A 17,649-nucleotide genomic window follows, 5' to 3' on the forward strand; every position below is an offset into this window, starting at 1 on the left:
CAACCCTCTTAAATTCAACAGGCCAGGCAGAGCCTGGCCTGTTGAGGGGCATTAAAACAGGGTGATTATCGTTCATGCGGTGGGGGTGCCAGCACCTCGCGGTTACCGTTATGCCCCGGTGACGAGACGATCCCCTGCGCTTCCATCTGTTCAATGATGCGCGCAGCGCGGTTATAACCGATGCGGAACTGTCGCTGTACGCCTGAGATAGAGGCGCGACGCTTATCGACCACAAACTCCACGGCCTGATCGAAAAGCTGATCAAGCTCTTCATCACCCTCCACGCCGCCGGAACCCGACTCTGCGTCGTCACCGCCACTGAGAATGCCCTCTTTATACTGAGGACGTTCACGGGCTTTCCAGTCTTTGACAACGGCATGGACTTCCTGGTCACGGACAAAAGCACCGTGAACACGAACCGGAATCGACGAGTTTGGGGCCAGATACAGCATATCCCCCATCCCCAGCAGCGACTCAGCACCGGACTGATCGAGAATAGTACGTGAATCAATTTTACTGGAGACGGTAAAAGCAATACGTGTCGGAATATTGGCCTTGATCAAGCCAGTGATGACATCAACTGATGGACGCTGTGTCGCCAGCACCAGGTGGATACCCGCCGCACGCGCTTTCTGCGCCAGACGCGCGATCAGCTCTTCCACCTTTTTACCGACGGTCATGATAAGGTCGGCAAACTCATCGACCATCACGACGATGTAAGGCTCTTTTTCCAGAACCGGCGGCGTCATATCCATGCTGTCCGTTGGCTTCCAGAACGGATCGGGGATTGGCCTTCCCATCGCCTCAGCCATATCCACTTTCTCGTTATAACCGGCGATATTACGTACACCCAGAGCAGACATCAGTTTATACCGACGCTCCATCTCGACGACGCACCAGCGCAGGGCGTTTGCTGCATCTTTCATATCGGTGACCACATCGGTCAAGAGATGTGGAATGCCTTCATAGACGGAAAGCTCAAGCATTTTCGGGTCGATCATGATAAAGCGCACTTCTTTCGGCGTGGCTTTATAAAGAATGCTGAGGATCATGGCATTGACACCCACCGACTTACCGGAACCGGTCGTACCGGCAACCAGCAGGTGAGGCATTTTGCCCAGATCGGCAACCACCGGATCGCCCGAAATATCTTTACCGAGCACAATAGAGAGCGGCGAGGGGTTATCACGGAAGGCAGGACAATCCAGCACTTCACGCAGGTATACCGTCTGACGCTTCAGATTAGGTAATTCCAGCCCCACATACGGACGCCCCGGAATGACTTCCACCACGCGCACAGCAACGGCAGACAGTGAACGCGCCAGATCGCGTGAGAGGTTAGAAATGCGCGCTGCTTTCACGCCCGGAGCCAGATCCAGTTCGAACCGCGTGATCACCGGTCCAGGCGAGTAACCCACGACATCCGCTTTCACGCGATAATCCGCAAGACGCGCCTCAATCAGGCGGGCAGTCTGTTCCAGCGCAAACTGATCAACCGGCTCTGTTTCTGCCGGTGGCGATGAAAGCAGATCGAGCGTGGGCAATGGCGTCGTCGGTTTGTGCGTTGGCTGCTCGTGGCGCATCAGGAACGGATGGATAAGGCTTTCCATATCCGGTTCCTGCGGTTTCACTGGCTGTACGGCAGGCGCCGTAGCGGGCTGCCAGGCAGGCGCTGCGGGGGCTGAAGGCTGTGGCGATTGTTGTACGGCAGCAGGTTGTTGCACGGCTGCAGGCTGCTGCCATGAAGGCGTTGCAGGCACCTCCGGTTCAACTTCAGCCGCAGGCGGCAGGGTAAACAGCGGCTCAACCGGACCATCATCCACCAGGTCGTCCATGGGGGAGAAGTCAAAAGCACCTGCCGTATCGAGAGTAAAGGCTGGACGGCTGGTTGGCTCTTCAGCCGTATAGCGCTGCTGCTGCTGTTCAGCAAACTGCCGTGCCAGCGCAGCCTGCTGCAGTGCTTCTTCGTCTTCAGCAGCAAACTCCTCACCGTAGCGCTGCTGTTCGCGCGCCAGGAAGGCTTCCCGCAGTTGATTCTGCTCTGCGTCATCCTGTTCTTCAGGTGTCACTGTTTGCCCGCTCGCCATGTCAGAAGCGGTCATTTCAGGCTGACGCTGCTCCTGCTCTTTAGCTTTTTCCTCTGCCATACGCTGAGAAGGTAATTTAATTCCATAAGAAGCCAGCTCACGGCGAGTCGGTAATTTCACCGGATTCGGACGTGGCAGTTCGGGGCCTATACCCTGCTTAACCTGCGGGTTAAGATCCTCTCCGCTGGTAGCAGTAAAGCCCGGCATAAATGGCGTGTTGCTGGTGGCAGACTGAGCCACGGCACCAATGGCTGCACCGGTAGCGGCGGCAGCGACGCTGGCAGGGTGAGACGCATGCGGCGTAGAGAAATCAAACGGTGATGCCGTGGAAGTATCCTGCCAGTTGCCCATTTTCGGGCCGTCATCGTCCTCGACCGGCACAGAAGGTGCCGGGGTGTGAACATCTGTTGGCATTTCAAAACGATACAGCGACGGCTGCGGTGCAGCGGCCTGAGTTTCTGCTGCTGAAGAGACAGGGGCAGGGGCAGCTTCATGGGCAGACTGAACCTGAACAGGTGGCACCGTAACGGTGACTGCTGCTGCCGGTTCAGCCACTGCGGCGCGAACCGCAGGCGAGGCCAGCAGGGGGTCGTCCTGCTCATCGTCCTCATCCGCATAGAGGGGCTGCGCTTTTTTCAGCAGAATATCATCGCGATCGTCCGTTTCCTGCGTCGCACTTCGTCTGACGACTGGGGCATCGCGTTCTTGTTCCTCGTCTTCCTCGTCATGCCACTCTTCCTCAGCACGCGAACGATTACTGGCGAAGGTGAGAACACCCATGACCACGCCACCAATTTTTTCAGCAATCGTCAGCCATGACCAGCCCGTATAAAGCGTCAGGCCAGCAGCCCAGATACACAGCAATGTCAGCGTGCCACCCGGCCCACTAAAATAAGGTGCCATGGCGTTGCTTAACAGGCTGCCGATCACACCGCCGGAAGCAAAATACCAGATATCATCAGCATTGATTGCGGCCAGGCCACAAGAGGTGACAACCAGCGCCAGCACACCAATCATGCGCAGTGCGACGGCAAAATAGTCAATGTAATCCTGAACGTGACGCTGGCTGAAGGTGATCCAGCACAGGCCCAAAATTACCGGCGGAAGGGCGTAAGCCATCACGCCAAAAATGAAGAATAGCGTATCAGCAAGCCAGGCCCCTACCCCTCCCCCTAAATTGTGGATGGGCTCATGCCAGGCAGTTTGTGACCAACTGGGGTCGGAAGGATTGAAGCTGACTAATGCGACCATTAAATAAATGGCGAAAAGAGCAACAACAATAAGTAATGCTTCAAGCAGACGACGCCCGCTGCTCAACGGTTGTAACGAAACGTCTTTATCTTCTGTATATTCCTGGCTCAAGAGTACTCTCCAGGTGCCTGTAAACTATGAAGGTAATTGCGCCGGGTACCCCCGGCGCTGAACCTGTATGAATTCACAGGAGTGTACCGAAACCCAACAGGTTTTGCACCTGTCCTGTGTTACCGGGTTTTAATCACTAACCGGTTACTTTGTTTCACTTCTTCCATAACCACATAGGTACGGGTATCGTTCACGCCCGGCAGGCGCAGCAAGGTTTCACCCAGCAATTTACGGTAAGCGGACATATCAGGTACGCGGGTTTTCAACAGATAGTCGAAATCACCGGAAACAAGATGACACTCTTGAGTTTCCTCAAGTTTTTGCACAGCGGCGTTAAATTGCTCAAACACATCCGGCGCACCACGATTCAGAGTAATCTCAACGAATACCAGTAACGATGCATCCAGGTAGTGAGGATTCAGCTGCGCAGTGTAACCCAGAATAAAGCCCTGTCGCTCCAGACGGCGAACACGCTCAAGACACGGTGTCGGTGATAATCCGACGCGCTTCGAGAGTTCGACGTTCGAAATACGGCCATCCTTTTGCAGTTCATTCAGGATATTACGGTCAATTCTGTCGAGATCTTTACCCGGTCGTTTTTTATTGTCTACCATTATTATTGTCTCTCTAAAAATCCTTCCCTCTACCTGCCATACCCTGAACGACATCAATGTAACAGGGTTGATCTCAGCGAAGACATAGAGCCTGTGGCAGTTTACACCGCCCTATCTGCATGACGCATGTTGTCTGTCCACACCATGCGTCATTACAGATAACAGGCTGAATCTATCCGGCCATAAGCGCAAAACGCGGGATGAACTGCTGCCTTTCGCAGCCTGATAGACTCTGCTTCTTATAATGTTTTCGCAAATGCGTAGCCGATTGTCAAAGCAAAACAAACAAAATCAGTACAACATGCCAAACCAGCGTCTGTCTCTCTGTTTTTCAATGACAAATTTACGCCCTACAAGGGCGACACCTGGCAAGATGTGCTTTTTTTGCCCGCCACCCCCTCTTCTCCTTCAGACGATTGGAAAAACCTTTTTCATTAATTGTTAACAAAATCGCAGAATACTTTTTTTGCCACGCCAAATTCCCTACAATCCGGGTATAGGTTTGCCAGTTAATTAATGAGGGTTTCATGGGTACGGCTAAACACAGTAAATTACTGATTCTGGGCTCGGGCCCGGCAGGCTATACCGCTGCCGTCTACGCAGCCCGCGCTAACCTGAACCCGGTGTTGATCACCGGCCTGGAAAAAGGGGGTCAGCTGACCACCACCACCGACGTCGAAAACTGGCCAGGCGATGCCAATGAGCTGACCGGGCCGCTGCTGATGGAGCGCATGCATGAACATGCGGTGAAATTCAATACAGAGATCATCTTCGATCACATCCACAGCGTTGATTTACAGAATCGTCCATTCCGTCTGACAGGCGACGAAGGTGAATACACCGCGGATGCGTTGATTATTGCGACCGGAGCATCGGCACGCTATCTGGGTCTGCCTTCTGAAGAGGCATTTAAAGGTCGCGGCGTGTCAGCCTGCGCAACCTGTGATGGTTTCTTCTATCGCAATCAGAAAGTCGCGGTCATTGGCGGCGGTAATACTGCGGTGGAAGAAGCGCTTTATCTGGCAAATATCGCCGCTGAAGTCCATCTTATTCACCGCCGTGACAGCTTCCGTGCGGAAAAAATCCTCATTGACCGCCTGAACGAAAAAGTCAGAAACGGTAATATTGTTCTGCATACTGACCATACGCTGGATGAAGTGTTGGGCGATCAAATGGGCGTCAGTTCACTGCGTTTACGCTCAACAAAAGACGATACGAGCAAAACACTGGAAGTGGCGGGTCTGTTTGTCGCCATTGGCCACAGTCCTAATACCGCTATCTTTAACGGTCAACTGGCGCTGGAAAATGGTTACATCAAAGTCCAGTCCGGCATACAGGGCAACGCGACGCAGACCAGCATCCCTGGCGTGTTCGCCGCCGGTGACGTTATGGATCACATTTACCGCCAGGCGATTACCTCTGCGGGTACGGGCTGTATGGCCGCGTTGGACGCTGAACGTTATTTGGATGGTTTAGTTAAAAATAATCAGTAAGTTGTTAAAATTCTGAACTAATCTTGCCTCAGGCGACGAGCAATTGTCGCCTTTTTACCCTTCTCATTGTACCATTGCCACGCTTAACACCTATCTTCCCGAGGGCTTTGCCTCACTACTGTTTACGTCAGGGCAATACGGCAACAGATGAATAAAACACGACAACAACATCTCACCCGCTGGCTGAAAAGTCAGAGTGTGCATGGCCATCGCTGGCTGCGCCTCTCCTTCATGCTGGGTACATTAAGCGCCCTGCTCATCCTGGCCCAGGCCTGGTTTCTTGCCTCGCTGCTGCAGGCATTACTGGTGGAGCATCAACCCCGGGAAACGCTGCTGACCTCTTTCGCCCTGTTGCTGGCCTGTTTTGCCGGCCGTGCCCTGCTGGCATGGTTACGCGAAAAAGTGGGTTTTAAAACGGGTCAGGCGATTCGCCAGACCCTACGGAGCCAGGTACTGGATCGCTTATCTGATCTGGGGCCGGCATGGATTCAGGGTAAACCTGCAGGAAGCTGGGCCACGCTGCTGCTGGAGCAGATTGAAGAGATGCAGGATTACTACGCCCGCTACCTGCCACAGATGATGCTGGCCGGAGTGATCCCGCTGCTGGTACTGATTCTGCTGTTCCCGGTTAACTGGGCAGCCTCGCTGATCCTGCTGGCTACCGCGCCTCTTATTCCCCTGTTTATGGCGATGGTTGGTATGGGGGCAGCGGATGCAAACCGCCGTAACTTCCAGGCGCTGGCACGTCTCAGTGGCCAGTTTCTTGACCGTCTGCGCGGGCTGGAGACATTGCGTCTGTTCCACCGTGCTCATGCTGAAACAGAAACCATTGCAGAAGCCTCCGACCAGTTTCGTCAGCGTACGATGGAAGTGCTGCGCATGGCGTTTCTCTCCTCCGCCGTGCTGGAATTCTTCGCCTCGATCTCTATTGCTCTGATCGCGGTCTACTTTGGTTTCTCTTACCTCGGTGTCTTTGACTTTGGCCATTACAGCGGTCCGGTCACGCTATTTGCCGGCTTCCTGGTGCTCATCCTTGCCCCTGAATTCTATCAGCCGCTGCGCGACCTCGGGACTTACTATCATGCCAAAGCCCAGGCCATTGGTGCCGCAGACGCTTTGCAAACGTTCCTTGAGGAGAGCGAAGCGGCCTCTGTAGCACGAGGGACACTAAGCCCAGACCTGAGTCGCGGCTTCCATCTGGTCGCACAGGATTTGGTGATTATCACTGCCGACGGTACCCCACTGGCGGGGCCGCTGAATTTCACACTGCGTCCAGGACAACGTGTTGCGCTGGTTGGGCAAAGCGGGGCAGGTAAAACCTCGCTGATGAATGTCTTACTGGGTTACCTGCCCTATCGTGGCTCCCTGCGAGTGAATGAGGTTGAGCTGCGTGATATTGATCTGCCGCACTGGCAGCAACAGCTTGCCTGGGTCGGGCAAAACCCCCACCTTCCAGCCAACACCTTGCGGCAAAATATTCTGCTGAGTGGCAACCGCGATGATGCCCGTCTGCAAGAGGTACTTACCCTGGCCGGGGTCAGTGAATTCCTGCCCGGCCTGCCCGCAGGCCTGGATCATGAAACCGGCGACCGATCCGCACGTCTTTCTGTCGGTCAGGCGCAGCGTGTGGCCGTGGCACGCGCCCTGATGAAACCCTGCCAGTTGCTGCTGCTCGATGAACCGGATGCCAGCCTCGATGCGCAAAGTGAACAGCATGTGAATCACGCGCTGCTTCAGGCCTCGCACAGCCAGAGCACGCTGCTGATTACCCACCAGTTAGACCGTCTGGATCAGTGGGATGAAATCTGGCTGATGCGAGACGGTGAAATTGTACAGACCGGAAGTCACGAGATCCTGGCTAATCAGCCGGGCCCCTTTGCCGATCTGATGGCCCAGCGCGGAGGATCGCTCGAATGAAAACCCTGCTGCCGTTTTTGAAACTTTACCGCCGCCATATTATCCGGCTGCTGGCCGGTATCGTGCTGGCCGTGCTCACACTGCTGGCCAGCATCGGCCTGCTGACGCTCTCCGGCTGGTTCCTTGCCGCCACCTCCCTTGCCGGCGTGGCGGGCATCTACAGTTTCAATTACATGCTCCCTGCCGCAGGCGTGCGCGGCGCGGCTATCAGCCGCACGGTAGCACGCTATTTAGAGCGACTGGTCAGCCATGACACCACCTTCCGCGTGCTTCAGCATTTGCGTGTCTTTACCTTCAGTAAACTCCTGCCCCTCTCTCCAGCCGGCATTGCGCGCTTTCGCGAAGGAGAGTTGCTCAACCGTCTGGTAGCCGATGTCGATACGCTGGATCACCTCTATTTGCGGGTGATTTCACCGCTGGCTGGCGCGCTGGCGGTGATCGTGGTGGTAACCACTGGCCTGAGCTGGCTGGACGGCGGACTGGCGCTGACGCTTGGCGCACTGATGCTGCTGACGCTTATCGTGATCCCACCGGTGTTTTACCGTGCCGGGCTGCCGGTAGGGGCTGATTTAACCCGACTGCGCGGGGAATACCGTAGTGGCCTGACCCGCTGGTTACAGGGCCAGGCAGAGTTAAGCCTGTACGGTGCCGCGCATACGTTCCGCAGTGCGATGGACAAAACTGAACAGGCATGGCTGGCCGCGCAGCAGCGTCAGGCCAGCCTGACCGGTCTTTCTCAGGGGCTGGTCATGCTGATGGGAGGGATTGCCGTAACGCTGTTGCTGTGGTTAAGCGCCTCCGGTATTGGCGGCGACCCGTATCCCGGGGCGTATATTGCGCTGTTCGTATTCTGTGCACTTGCGGCCTTTGAGGCGCTGGGGCCGGTCGGCACCGCCTTCCAGCATCTGGGTCATGTGATTGCGTCAGCACAGCGCGTTTCACAAATTATCGAACAACGTCCCGCCGTCACCTTCTCCCGTCACGGCGAGATGCCATCGCGTGCCGGTGCCGCGCTAAGCCTGAAGGAGGTCAGCTTCCGTTACGATGGTGAAGGTGCGTTTGCTATCCAGGGACTGACACTGGATATTCGCGCTGGCGAACACATCGCCCTGCTCGGCCGCACTGGTTGTGGTAAGTCAACGTTGTTGCAGCTGCTCACCCGAGCCTGGGACCCGCAGCAGGGGGCCATTTTGCTTAATGACCAGCCGCTGGCTGACTGGCGTGAAGCCGATCTGCGCGCCCGCACCAGCGTGGTCACTCAGCGTGTCCATCTGTTCAGCGCCAGCCTGCGGGACAACCTGATCCTTGCAGCACCCGGCAGCAGCGATGAGACACTGTGTAACGCGTTGCTGCAGGTGGGTCTGGAAAAACTGCTGGATAACGATCAGGGCCTCAATGCCTGGCTCGGCGAAGGCGGCCGACAGCTTTCCGGCGGTGAACTACGTCGGCTGGGGCTGGCCCGTGCATTGCTGCATGGCGGAGATTTGATGCTGCTGGATGAGCCGACGGAAGGTCTGGATGCAGAAACCGAGCAGCAGATTCTGGCCCTGCTGCGGGATGTTGCCCGGGGAAAAACGCTGATTATGGTGACCCACAGACTGCGCGGGCTGGCACACTTTGACCGTATTTGTGTTATGGACAGCGGACAAATCATTGAACAGGGAAATCATCAGGAATTAGTCTCAAAACAGGGGCGCTACTGGACATTTCTGCAGCGCTTTGCGCTATAGTGATTAGCTCTCGTTCTGCTGAGAACACCCTATGCGCCTGATCCAACTTTCCCGTGAATCGCTGAATTTCCCGCCGCCAGAAATGGCGCTGCGGGAACCTAACGGCCTGCTGGCCATGGGGGGAGATCTCAGCCCGCAGCGCCTGCTAAATGCCTATCATCGCGGTATTTTCCCCTGGTTCTCCCCCGGTGATCCGATCCTCTGGTGGTCACCCGATCCCCGAGCCGTACTGCTGCCGGAACGTTTCCATCTTAGCCGCAGTATGAAACGCTTCCATCAAAAATCACCCTACCAGGTCACCCTTAACCAGGGATTTCAGCAGGTGATCGAAGGTTGTGCCTGCGATCGTGAGGAAGGCACATGGATTACTCATGAAGTGAAACGTGCCTGGCAAAAACTGCATGAACTGGGCCACGCTCAGTCAGTTGAAGTATGGCGTGAGGGAGCGCTGGTGGGAGGGATGTACGGGCTTGCTCTGGGGCAAATTTTTTGCGGTGAATCGATGTTCAGCCGCAGTGAAAATGCGTCAAAAACCGCACTGCTGGTCTTCAGCGACTACTTCCGGCAGCGGGGTGGGCGGTTGATTGACTGTCAGGTTCTTAATCCGCATACGCTTTCCCTGGGAGCAGAGGAGATCCCCCGGGCGGACTATCTGCACGCTGTCGACTCACTGGCGCACCTGCCACTTTCGGCAGATTGCTGGCTGCCGCGCCGGCTTTTTTAATGGATTCCTTCGATGTTTTCCACGCAACACTGCGAGAACAGTGATATAATATGCGCGTTTGGTATGTCGTCCGCCTTTCACCGGTACAAGATGGTGATGCGGAATACCAGGCTGGGAATCTCAACGCACCTTTTCAGAACTGTTTCAATCGTGCGAAAAAAGCATATTTAAACAGATTCTTAGCCCGCTGTTCCCCCACGCTGACGTCTTTGACTCCAGATTTATTCGTAATCCGTCTGCGCAAGGTGCGCGTGAGAGGGATTGATGTGGATGAATTCATCCGCAATTCTTTACTTAATACGTGAAATTCGGCATTATCTTGCCGGTTCAAAACTAAGGTAGTCCACCTAGAGGATTCGATGGCCAAAGAAGACAATATTGAAATGCAGGGTACCGTACTTGATACGTTACCTAACACCATGTTCCGCGTTGAATTGGAAAACGGTCACGTGGTTACCGCTCATATCTCCGGTAAAATGCGTAAAAACTATATCCGCATCCTGACGGGCGACAAAGTCACTGTAGAGCTGACCCCGTACGACCTGAGCAAAGGCCGCATTGTCTTCCGTAGTCGCTAAGTAACGCATTCTGCAGTGCTGCCGCGTCCTTCACGCCCGCAGCACCGATAATCCAAACCGGACTTACTCAGTCCGGTTTTTTTATGCACAGCATATTTTTTTTTCCCCCCTAAAGTGCCCTTACCGCCTGCCGATAAATCAGATTAATCCTAAAAAAAGACCGATTAAATCAGTCTGACTCACTCTGATGGTGGCAAATCAATGAACAAAGCGTTGTACTCTTTCCCGTTAAAGCCGCTGGTTATCGCGCTGGCTGCTGCTCAAGGTTTTCTCTCTCTGGCAAATGCAACACCGCAACAAATGTCTCAAACAATTGATGCCACTTATGCCAGCAATATCCCCTTAAACATTACCACCGAGACGTTGTTCATCAATAATGATGGCAGCATTTATACCGCCTCGGATGCAGTGACTAACACGCAGAATACCCTGCTGGTCGATAACATGGGTACGATCGTCTCGCAAGATTCCTATGCACTGAACAACCAGTCGACGATCGATACTCTGCGCAATTCTGGCACCATCAGGATGGGAGAGAGTGGCAACGCGGGAGTGGGAAAAAGCGCCATTATCAACAGAAACGGGGCCACTATAGGTACCCTGCTCAATAGTGGCGTTATCTCGACTGGCTTCAGTAATGACCCCATGATGTCGCAGACGCTGTCGGGTATCAGCAATGCCGGCACCCTCGGTAAGTTGATCAATGATGAAAGAGGTTATATTTCAGGCAGCCGTGCTGGCATTTTGAACAGCGGTCTCATCACAGAGCTGAACAATGCGGGTACTATTACCACCACAAATAACGGCTTTATGAACAAGGCCACTGATGCCATTATCAACAATCGCATCATTGGCAGCATTATTAACAGTGGGACGATTGCGGGTAATATCAGGAATAACACGATTAATGTCCTGTCGATTTCGGGTGGCAGCTTCCAGCGGGGTATCCTGACCGGTAGCCAAAATTTGATGGGGATGTCATTTGGCTCACCGTTTGCTTCCCCTGTAGGTACCATCCTGAGTAATGCTGCCGACGTGCGTTTACAGCAGGGGATGCTGCACCTGAATGACAACGTCGAATTGGGGGGCAACCATACACTGAGCAATAATGCCGATGTATTAATTACTCAACCCCTGACCATTAATGGTAACTACCATCAGACCGAAAAGGCGATCCTTAATATCGGCGTAACGGATGCTACCGCGACGACGGGCACCCAGCTTGATACCCAATACGGCCGTCTGAGCGTTAGCGGCAATGCGCTGATTGATGCCGGGTCGACAGTGCGTTTAAGCAACACGGGCAGCAGCTATGGATTTGCCAGTGGCCAGCGCTATCTGGTGATCAGTGCGGGCACTGCAACGTATAACGAAAACAGCCTGACTTATCTTGCGGAAAACTTTAACGGTAAGGTTTCTGCCAGAGTGATCGACAACGGTAACGGCAACGATCTGGCGCTCTATCTTGATGATGCGGCTGCGCCACCCGTCACACCGCCCGTGACGCCTCCGGTCACACCGCCCGTGACGCCTCCGGTCACTCCGCCTGTGACGCCTCCGGTCACTCCGCCTGTAACGCCTCCGGTCACACCGCCCGTGACGCCTCCGGTCACACCGCCCGTGACGCCTCCGGTCACACCGCCCGTGACGCCTCCGGTCACACCGCCTGTGACGCCTCCGGTCACTCCGCCCGTGACGCCTCCGGTCACTCCGCCCGTGGCGCCTCCGGTCACTCCGCCCGTAACACCTCCGGTCACACCGCCCGTGACACCAGCTGATCCTGTTGCAGCCCAGCCGCTGCCGACCACGGGTAACGCGATTTCGTCAATCAATGGCCTTTCAGGTTATAGCGGCTTCTCTGCCGGTCTGCTTGACCTGTTCAACGCCTCAAAAACCATTACGACTCAGGCCGAGGCCAACCGGGTCGGTGAACAGCTGTCCCCTGCTCAGAACAGCATGGCGTCAGCGGCCACCTCGGCCGCCTCAATGGATGCGCTGGGCGTGGTGGGCACGCATCTCGATGGACTGCGTATCAATCCGGGGGCCAGTGCACGCGGGATTGCCACGGGAGATGACAGTCTGGAGTGGGCGGTATGGGGTAAACCTTTCTACGGTAGCGCGCGACAGGGAATGGTCGATGACGTCAGTGGCTATCGTGCACACTATGCCGGCCTGGTGCTGGGCACAGATCGTCAGTTGCTGGATAGCTGGCGCGCCGGTGCAGCCCTGAGTTACAGTCGTACCTCGGTCAAAGGTGCGGACAACCTGAAGGGAAGTCACAGCGATGTGGACGCGTGGGGCGGGATTCTTTACGCCACCTATAGCGGTGACCCATGGTTTGTTAACCTCAGTACCAGCCTGACACGTCAGACCTATGACAGCCAGCGCGCCGTCGACTTTAGCGGCTTTAACGACAGTGCCAGTGGACACTTCCACGGGCAACAGATCGCCGTGAAGAGTGAAGCTGGTTATCCCTTCCTGCTGAGCGCAAACACGACCTTAACCCCGCTGGCCAGCCTGAGTTACAGCTATCTGCATCAGGATAGCTACCAGGAAAATAGTGGCAGCGGCAGTGCCCTGACGGTTGAGAGTGCACACAGTCAGTCAGTTGAGAGTAGCCTGGGGGCGAAGCTGTCACACAACTGGTCAACGGCTGCAGGCGATCTTTCACCGTTTGTTCAGTTGATGTGGACTCATCAATACGATCGTAGCCGCATGACCACGACATCAGGCTTCAGTGCAGACAGTTTGGGTGAAACCCGCTTTACCTCACAGGGTGCCAGCCCGGCGGCCGACAGCGCGGAAACCAGCGTGGGCGTCGCACTGGCCCATGACGATGATCTGACGCTGGAAGCCCGTTATGATTTGCAGACCGCCCCGCACTTCCAGGGTCAGACCGTCAGCCTGCAACTTCGTAAACTGTTCTGATTAGCCGATGAAACTTACGTTACGTCTGGCATCGGTGTGTTGCAGCCTGCTTCTTGCCGGCTGTACTTCACAGAACAGGTTAGCGACCGCCGATGCCATCGCGCATCAGGCGGGTTTGCAGCCGGGTGAGATCCACGCTGCGCCTTTTGTCCTGCGCTGGTGGGGGCGGATTAGCGATCCCCACCAGCCGGTTCATCTGTATATTGAAGGGGATGGATTTGCCTGGGTGACGCCCGGCCAGCCCTCGCGCGACCCTACCCCGCTGAACCCGGTTGCACTCAAGCTGGCCGCTGTGGATAACGCGGCAAACGTAGCCTACCTGGCACGCCCCTGCCAGTATATCCCCATGACCCGTAACCCTGCCTGTAATCAAAGCTGGTGGACTGACCGCCGTTTTGCTCCAGTGGTGATCGATACAATAAACAACGCCATCAGCCAGATACTGCGCTCGGCCCCCGGACAGTCGCTGGTTTTAGTGGGATATTCCGGCGGGGGGGGCATCGCAGCGCTGGTGGCTGCGCGGCGGAGTGACGTACTGTCGTTGCGCACCGTGGCAGGCAATCTGGATATGGATGAAGTTAACCGGCTTCATCATGTCAGTCCGATGCCGCTGTCGCTGAATGCCAGAGCCGTTGCCACCAGGCTGGCTACCCTGCCGCAGATCCATTACTCAGGCAAAGATGATCGGGTTATCCCACAAAGCGTGACTGAGGGCTACGTCAGTGCCAGCCACTCGACCTGTGTAAAGGGGATCAGCGTGCCGGGCATGGCCCACGGAGGGGACTGGGACAGACTCTGGGCCACACTGTTAATGCAGCCGCCAGGCTGCGAATAGATAAAAAAAAACCTGATGACTAACCATCAGGCTTTTTTATTAACGCAGGGCGGGCAGATTAGTATTAGTGCACTGTGCCTTCTGCTTTGCGCTTTTCAGCACTCAGGAAGTGGTAAGTGAGCTGGTTTTTGTCTTTATCCAGCGCTACCGACACTGACCCCCCGTCAACCAGTGAACCAAACAGCAGTTCATTAGCCAGCGGTTTTTTCAGGCTCTCCTGCACGGTACGGGCCATCGGGCGTGCGCCCATTGCCTTGTCGTACCCTTTTTCTGCCAGCCAGTCCCGGGCTTCATCACTGACTTCCAGCGAGACACCTTTTGCATCCAGCTGTGCCTGGAGTTCGACGATAAACTTGTCGACCACCTGGTGGATAACCACCTGATCCAGATGTTTGAACCAGATAATGTTATCCAGACGGTTACGGAATTCTGGCGTAAAGATCTTTTTGATCTCCTCCATGGCATCCGTACTGTTGTCCTGCTGGATCAGGCCGATAGATTTACGCTCCGTTTCCCGTACCCCGGCGTTAGTGGTCATCACGACCACCACATTACGGAAATCCGCTTTACGGCCGTTATTGTCGGTCAGCATACCGTTATCCATGACCTGCAACAGCAGATTGAAGACATCCGGATGTGCTTTTTCGATTTCATCCAGCAGCACGACCGCATGGGGATGTTTAATCACCGCATCGGTTAACAGCCCACCCTGGTCAAAGCCCACGTAACCCGGAGGCGCACCGATCAGGCGGCTGACCGTATGACGTTCCATGTACTCAGACATATCAAAACGTAGCAGCTCGATGCCCAGTGCTTTAGCCAGTTGAACGGTGACCTCGGTTTTACCCACGCCAGTCGGGCCAGCAAACAGGAAGGAACCGACCGGTTTGCGATCCTGCCCCAGGCCTGCACGGCTCATTTTAATGGCTTCAGTCAACACCTCAATGGCATTGTCCTGCCCGAAGACCAGCATTTTCAGACGATCGCCCAGCGTTTTCAGAGAGTCACGGTCAGAAGCCGACACGCTCTTCTCAGGGATCCGCGCAATACGAGCCACCACCGATTCAATGTCGGAAACGTTAACGGTTTTCTTGCGCTTGCTGACCGGCATCAGTCGTGAACGGGCACCGGCTTCGTCTATCACGTCAATAGCCTTGTCAGGAAGATGACGATCGTTGATGTATTTCACCGCCAGTTCCACCGCTGCGCGTACCGCTTTCGCGGTGTAACGGACGTCGTGATGCGCTTCGTACTTCGGTTTCAGGCCGTTAATGATCTGAACCGTTTCCTCTACGGTAGGTTCGGTAATATCAATTTTCTGGAAGCGACGCGCCAGCGCACGGTCTTTTTCGAAAATATTACTGAATTCCTGGTAAGTGGTTGATCCCATCACCCGGATCTTGCCACCCGACAGCAGTGGTTTGATCAGATTCGCGGCATCCACCTGGCCACCCGATGCCGCACCTGCACCGATAATGGTATGGATCTCATCGATAAACAGAATGCTGCTGGTGTCCTGCTCAAGCTGTTTCAGCAGGGCTTTGAAGCGTTTTTCAAAATCGCCGCGGTATTTGGTGCCAGCCAGCAGTGAACCGATATCCAGCGAGTAGATGGTGCAGTCCTTCATCACTTCCGGGACATCACCCTGCACGATACGCCAGGCAAGGCCTTCCGCAATCGCCGTTTTACCAACACCTGACTCCCCCACCAACAGCGGGTTATTTTTGCGACGGCGGCACAGCACCTGAACAGCACGTTCCAGCTCTTTATCACGGCCGATCAGCGGATCGATACCGCCTACGCGGGCAAGCTGGTTAAGGTTGGTGGTGAAGTTTTCCATACGATCCTCCCCGCCTGCCTGCTCTTCATTGACCGGATTTTCCGCACCCGATGCCGGACCCGGTTCATCTTTGCGCGTGCCATGAGAGATATAGTTCACCACATCAAGACGGCTGACTTCATGTTTACGCAGCAGATAAGCCGCCTGCGACTCCTGTTCGCTAAAGATGGCGACCAGTACATTTGCCCCCGCCACTTCGCTGCGGCCGGATGATTGCACGTGGAAGACAGCACGCTGCAGTACGCGCTGGAAACTGAGCGTCGGCTGTGTGTCGCGCTCCTCTTCACTCACCGGTAAGACCGGAGTGGTTTGTTCAATGAAGGCTTCGAGTTCCTGGCGTAAGGCCACGATATCCACCGTACAGGCTTCCAGTGCCTCTCTGGCCGACGGGTTACTGAGTAAAGCCAGTAACAAATGCTCGACGGTCATAAACTCATGTCGGTGCTCGCGCGCTCTGGCGAAAGCCATATTTAAACTGAGTTCCAGTTCTTGATTGAGCATAGGCACCTCCCCCATTAGATCGCCTTATTCAGGCTTTTTCCAGCGTACAAAGCAACGGATGCTCATTTTCCCTGGCATATTTGTTCACGTGAGCGACCTTGGTCTCTGCGACTTCCGCAGTAAATACACCACAAATCGCCTTTCCCTGGTAGTGAACCGCGAGCATCAGTTGCGTTGCACGTTCAACATCATAAGAAAAGAACTTTTGCAGAACGTCAATAACAAATTCCATAGGCGTATAATCGTCATTATTCAGAATAACTTTATACATCGAGGGTGGCTTGAGCTCCTCGCGGACTTTGTCGTCTGCAAGTTTTTCAAAATTCAGCCAATCGTTAGTCTTTCCCATACCTGTCCAGAGTGATCAACATGACTTACTTACGCCACACTACCATTATTCAGGTTAGGAATAACATGAACATAATGTTGTGCAGCGCGATTGAAATGGCGTACTGAAATCATCAATCGCGACCTTCATCACAAAATTTCCAATAGCGTTAACTGCTTCAAATTTTGATGATTTCATCTCCGTTTCCTCCCCTCGTTTGCTTGACCGTTGGAGCTAATTCTCTACAGTACAAGCACAGGCTGGATGCGATTTAACCAGCCATCAGGTCAAAAACCTGAACACCTCACTCAATTTTGAATGTCTTGCGAGGGATGTAGAAGCATGGAGACGGGTACTGTTAAGTGGTTTAATAACGCCAAAGGCTTCGGTTTCATCTGTCCGGTGGGCGGCGGCGAAGATATTTTCGCACACTACTCAACGATTAAGATGGACGGCTACAGAACGCTGAAAGCCGGGCAACAAGTCCAGTTTGATCTGCATCAGGGGCCAAAAGGCAATCATGCCAGCCTCATCGTCCCTGTGGAAGAGGCCATCGCCGTCAGCGCGTAATCCCCTTCCTTCATTCTGTACAACCCTACGATAAAATGCCAGCCAGCGATGCTGGCATTTTTATGCTTCCGCCTGACGAATTATCTATATGGGTTGCGATACGCCTTTTTCAAGGCGCATTACCCGGCAACCCTTCAAATGC

At 54.7% G+C, this 17,649-nt stretch carries 11 protein-coding genes and 2 pseudogenes; 8 read left to right on the top strand and 5 right to left on the bottom strand.

Annotated features, from left to right (window positions below; genetic code table 11):
• Positions 1-65: 65 nt before the first annotated feature.
• From K6L24_RS14200 to lrp, 3 genes and pseudogenes are all read right to left on the bottom strand, one after another.
• A pseudogene (locus tag K6L24_RS14200) lies at positions 66-2,306 on the bottom strand (DNA translocase FtsK); the annotation flags it as partial.
• Positions 2,307-2,936: 630 nt separating this feature from the next.
• Positions 2,937-3,338: pseudogene (locus tag K6L24_RS22480) on the bottom strand (DNA translocase FtsK 4TM domain-containing protein); the annotation flags it as partial.
• 230 nt (positions 3,339-3,568) lie between these two features.
• Complete coding sequence (gene lrp, locus K6L24_RS14205) at positions 3,569-4,063, bottom strand: leucine-responsive transcriptional regulator Lrp (RefSeq protein ID WP_006118610.1); 495 nt, start codon at positions 4,061-4,063, stop codon at positions 3,569-3,571.
• A 527-nt stretch (positions 4,064-4,590) separates the two neighbouring features.
• On the opposite strand from lrp, the gene trxB reads away from it, so the two are divergent.
• From trxB to K6L24_RS14240, 7 genes are all read left to right on the top strand, one after another.
• Positions 4,591-5,556: a thioredoxin-disulfide reductase gene (trxB, locus tag K6L24_RS14210; protein ID WP_062743884.1), complete on the top strand. Its 966-nt coding sequence runs from the start codon at positions 4,591-4,593 to the stop codon at positions 5,554-5,556.
• Positions 5,557-5,703: 147 nt separating this feature from the next.
• Positions 5,704-7,473: a heme ABC transporter permease/ATP-binding protein CydD gene (cydD, locus tag K6L24_RS14215; protein ID WP_137268911.1), complete on the top strand. Its 1,770-nt coding sequence runs from the start codon at positions 5,704-5,706 to the stop codon at positions 7,471-7,473.
• Positions 7,470-9,203, top strand: coding sequence for a heme ABC transporter ATP-binding protein/permease CydC (gene cydC / locus K6L24_RS14220; RefSeq protein WP_137268912.1), 1,734 nt, complete (start codon positions 7,470-7,472; stop codon positions 9,201-9,203). Before cydD ends, cydC begins: the two co-directional genes overlap by 4 nt.
• Before the next feature lie 31 nt (positions 9,204-9,234).
• Complete coding sequence (gene aat, locus K6L24_RS14225) at positions 9,235-9,927, top strand: leucyl/phenylalanyl-tRNA--protein transferase (protein ID WP_062743887.1); 693 nt, start codon at positions 9,235-9,237, stop codon at positions 9,925-9,927.
• 359 nt (positions 9,928-10,286) lie between these two features.
• Complete coding sequence (gene infA / locus K6L24_RS14230) at positions 10,287-10,505, top strand: translation initiation factor IF-1 (RefSeq protein ID WP_002211347.1); 219 nt, start codon at positions 10,287-10,289, stop codon at positions 10,503-10,505.
• Positions 10,506-10,706: 201 nt separating this feature from the next.
• Positions 10,707-13,433 (top strand): autotransporter family protein, encoded by a 2,727-nt coding sequence (locus tag K6L24_RS14235; protein WP_222681586.1) that lies wholly within the window; start codon positions 10,707-10,709, stop codon positions 13,431-13,433.
• 7 nt (positions 13,434-13,440) lie between these two features.
• Positions 13,441-14,268 carry an alpha/beta hydrolase gene (locus K6L24_RS14240; RefSeq protein ID WP_222681587.1) on the top strand — a complete coding sequence of 276 codons (828 nt, stop codon included), beginning with the start codon at positions 13,441-13,443 and terminating at the stop codon, positions 14,266-14,268.
• A 64-nt stretch (positions 14,269-14,332) separates the two neighbouring features.
• Here the strand turns inward: K6L24_RS14240 and clpA are convergent, their stop codons facing one another.
• On the bottom strand, positions 14,333-16,609 hold the full coding sequence (gene clpA / locus K6L24_RS14245; protein ID WP_062746752.1) for an ATP-dependent Clp protease ATP-binding subunit ClpA: 2,277 nt from the start codon (positions 16,607-16,609) through the stop codon (positions 14,333-14,335).
• 28 nt (positions 16,610-16,637) lie between these two features.
• A complete protein-coding gene (gene clpS, locus K6L24_RS14250; RefSeq protein WP_062746725.1) occupies positions 16,638-16,958 on the bottom strand; it encodes an ATP-dependent Clp protease adapter ClpS in 321 nt (106 codons plus the stop codon).
• A gap of 321 nt (positions 16,959-17,279) precedes the next feature.
• On the opposite strand from clpS, the gene cspD reads away from it, so the two are divergent.
• On the top strand, positions 17,280-17,507 hold the full coding sequence (gene cspD, locus K6L24_RS14255; RefSeq protein ID WP_062746723.1) for a cold shock-like protein CspD: 228 nt from the start codon (positions 17,280-17,282) through the stop codon (positions 17,505-17,507).
• The last annotated feature ends 142 nt before the right edge of the window (positions 17,508-17,649 follow it).

Source organism: Erwinia persicina (assembly GCF_019844095.1).
GTDB lineage: Bacteria > Pseudomonadota > Gammaproteobacteria > Enterobacterales > Enterobacteriaceae > Erwinia > Erwinia persicina.

What these genes read in the sequence shown, in the direction of transcription:
- cspD (WP_062746723.1), top strand. Translation starts at nt 17,280, where the DNA reads ATGGAGACGGGTACTGTTAAGTGGTTTAATAACGCCAAAGGCTTCGGT.
- K6L24_RS14235 (WP_222681586.1), top strand. Translation starts at nt 10,707, where the DNA reads ATGAACAAAGCGTTGTACTCTTTCCCGTTAAAGCCGCTGGTTATCGCG.
- trxB (WP_062743884.1), top strand. Translation starts at nt 4,591, where the DNA reads ATGGGTACGGCTAAACACAGTAAATTACTGATTCTGGGCTCGGGCCCG.
- cydC (WP_137268912.1), top strand. Translation starts at nt 7,470, where the DNA reads ATGAAAACCCTGCTGCCGTTTTTGAAACTTTACCGCCGCCATATTATC.
- lrp (WP_006118610.1), bottom strand. Translation starts at nt 4,063, where the DNA reads ATGGTAGACAATAAAAAACGACCGGGTAAAGATCTCGACAGAATTGAC.
- clpS (WP_062746725.1), bottom strand. Translation starts at nt 16,958, where the DNA reads ATGGGAAAGACTAACGATTGGCTGAATTTTGAAAAACTTGCAGACGAC.
- cydD (WP_137268911.1), top strand. Translation starts at nt 5,704, where the DNA reads ATGAATAAAACACGACAACAACATCTCACCCGCTGGCTGAAAAGTCAG.
- aat (WP_062743887.1), top strand. Translation starts at nt 9,235, where the DNA reads ATGCGCCTGATCCAACTTTCCCGTGAATCGCTGAATTTCCCGCCGCCA.
- infA (WP_002211347.1), top strand. Translation starts at nt 10,287, where the DNA reads ATGGCCAAAGAAGACAATATTGAAATGCAGGGTACCGTACTTGATACG.
- K6L24_RS14240 (WP_222681587.1), top strand. Translation starts at nt 13,441, where the DNA reads ATGAAACTTACGTTACGTCTGGCATCGGTGTGTTGCAGCCTGCTTCTT.
- clpA (WP_062746752.1), bottom strand. Translation starts at nt 16,609, where the DNA reads ATGCTCAATCAAGAACTGGAACTCAGTTTAAATATGGCTTTCGCCAGA.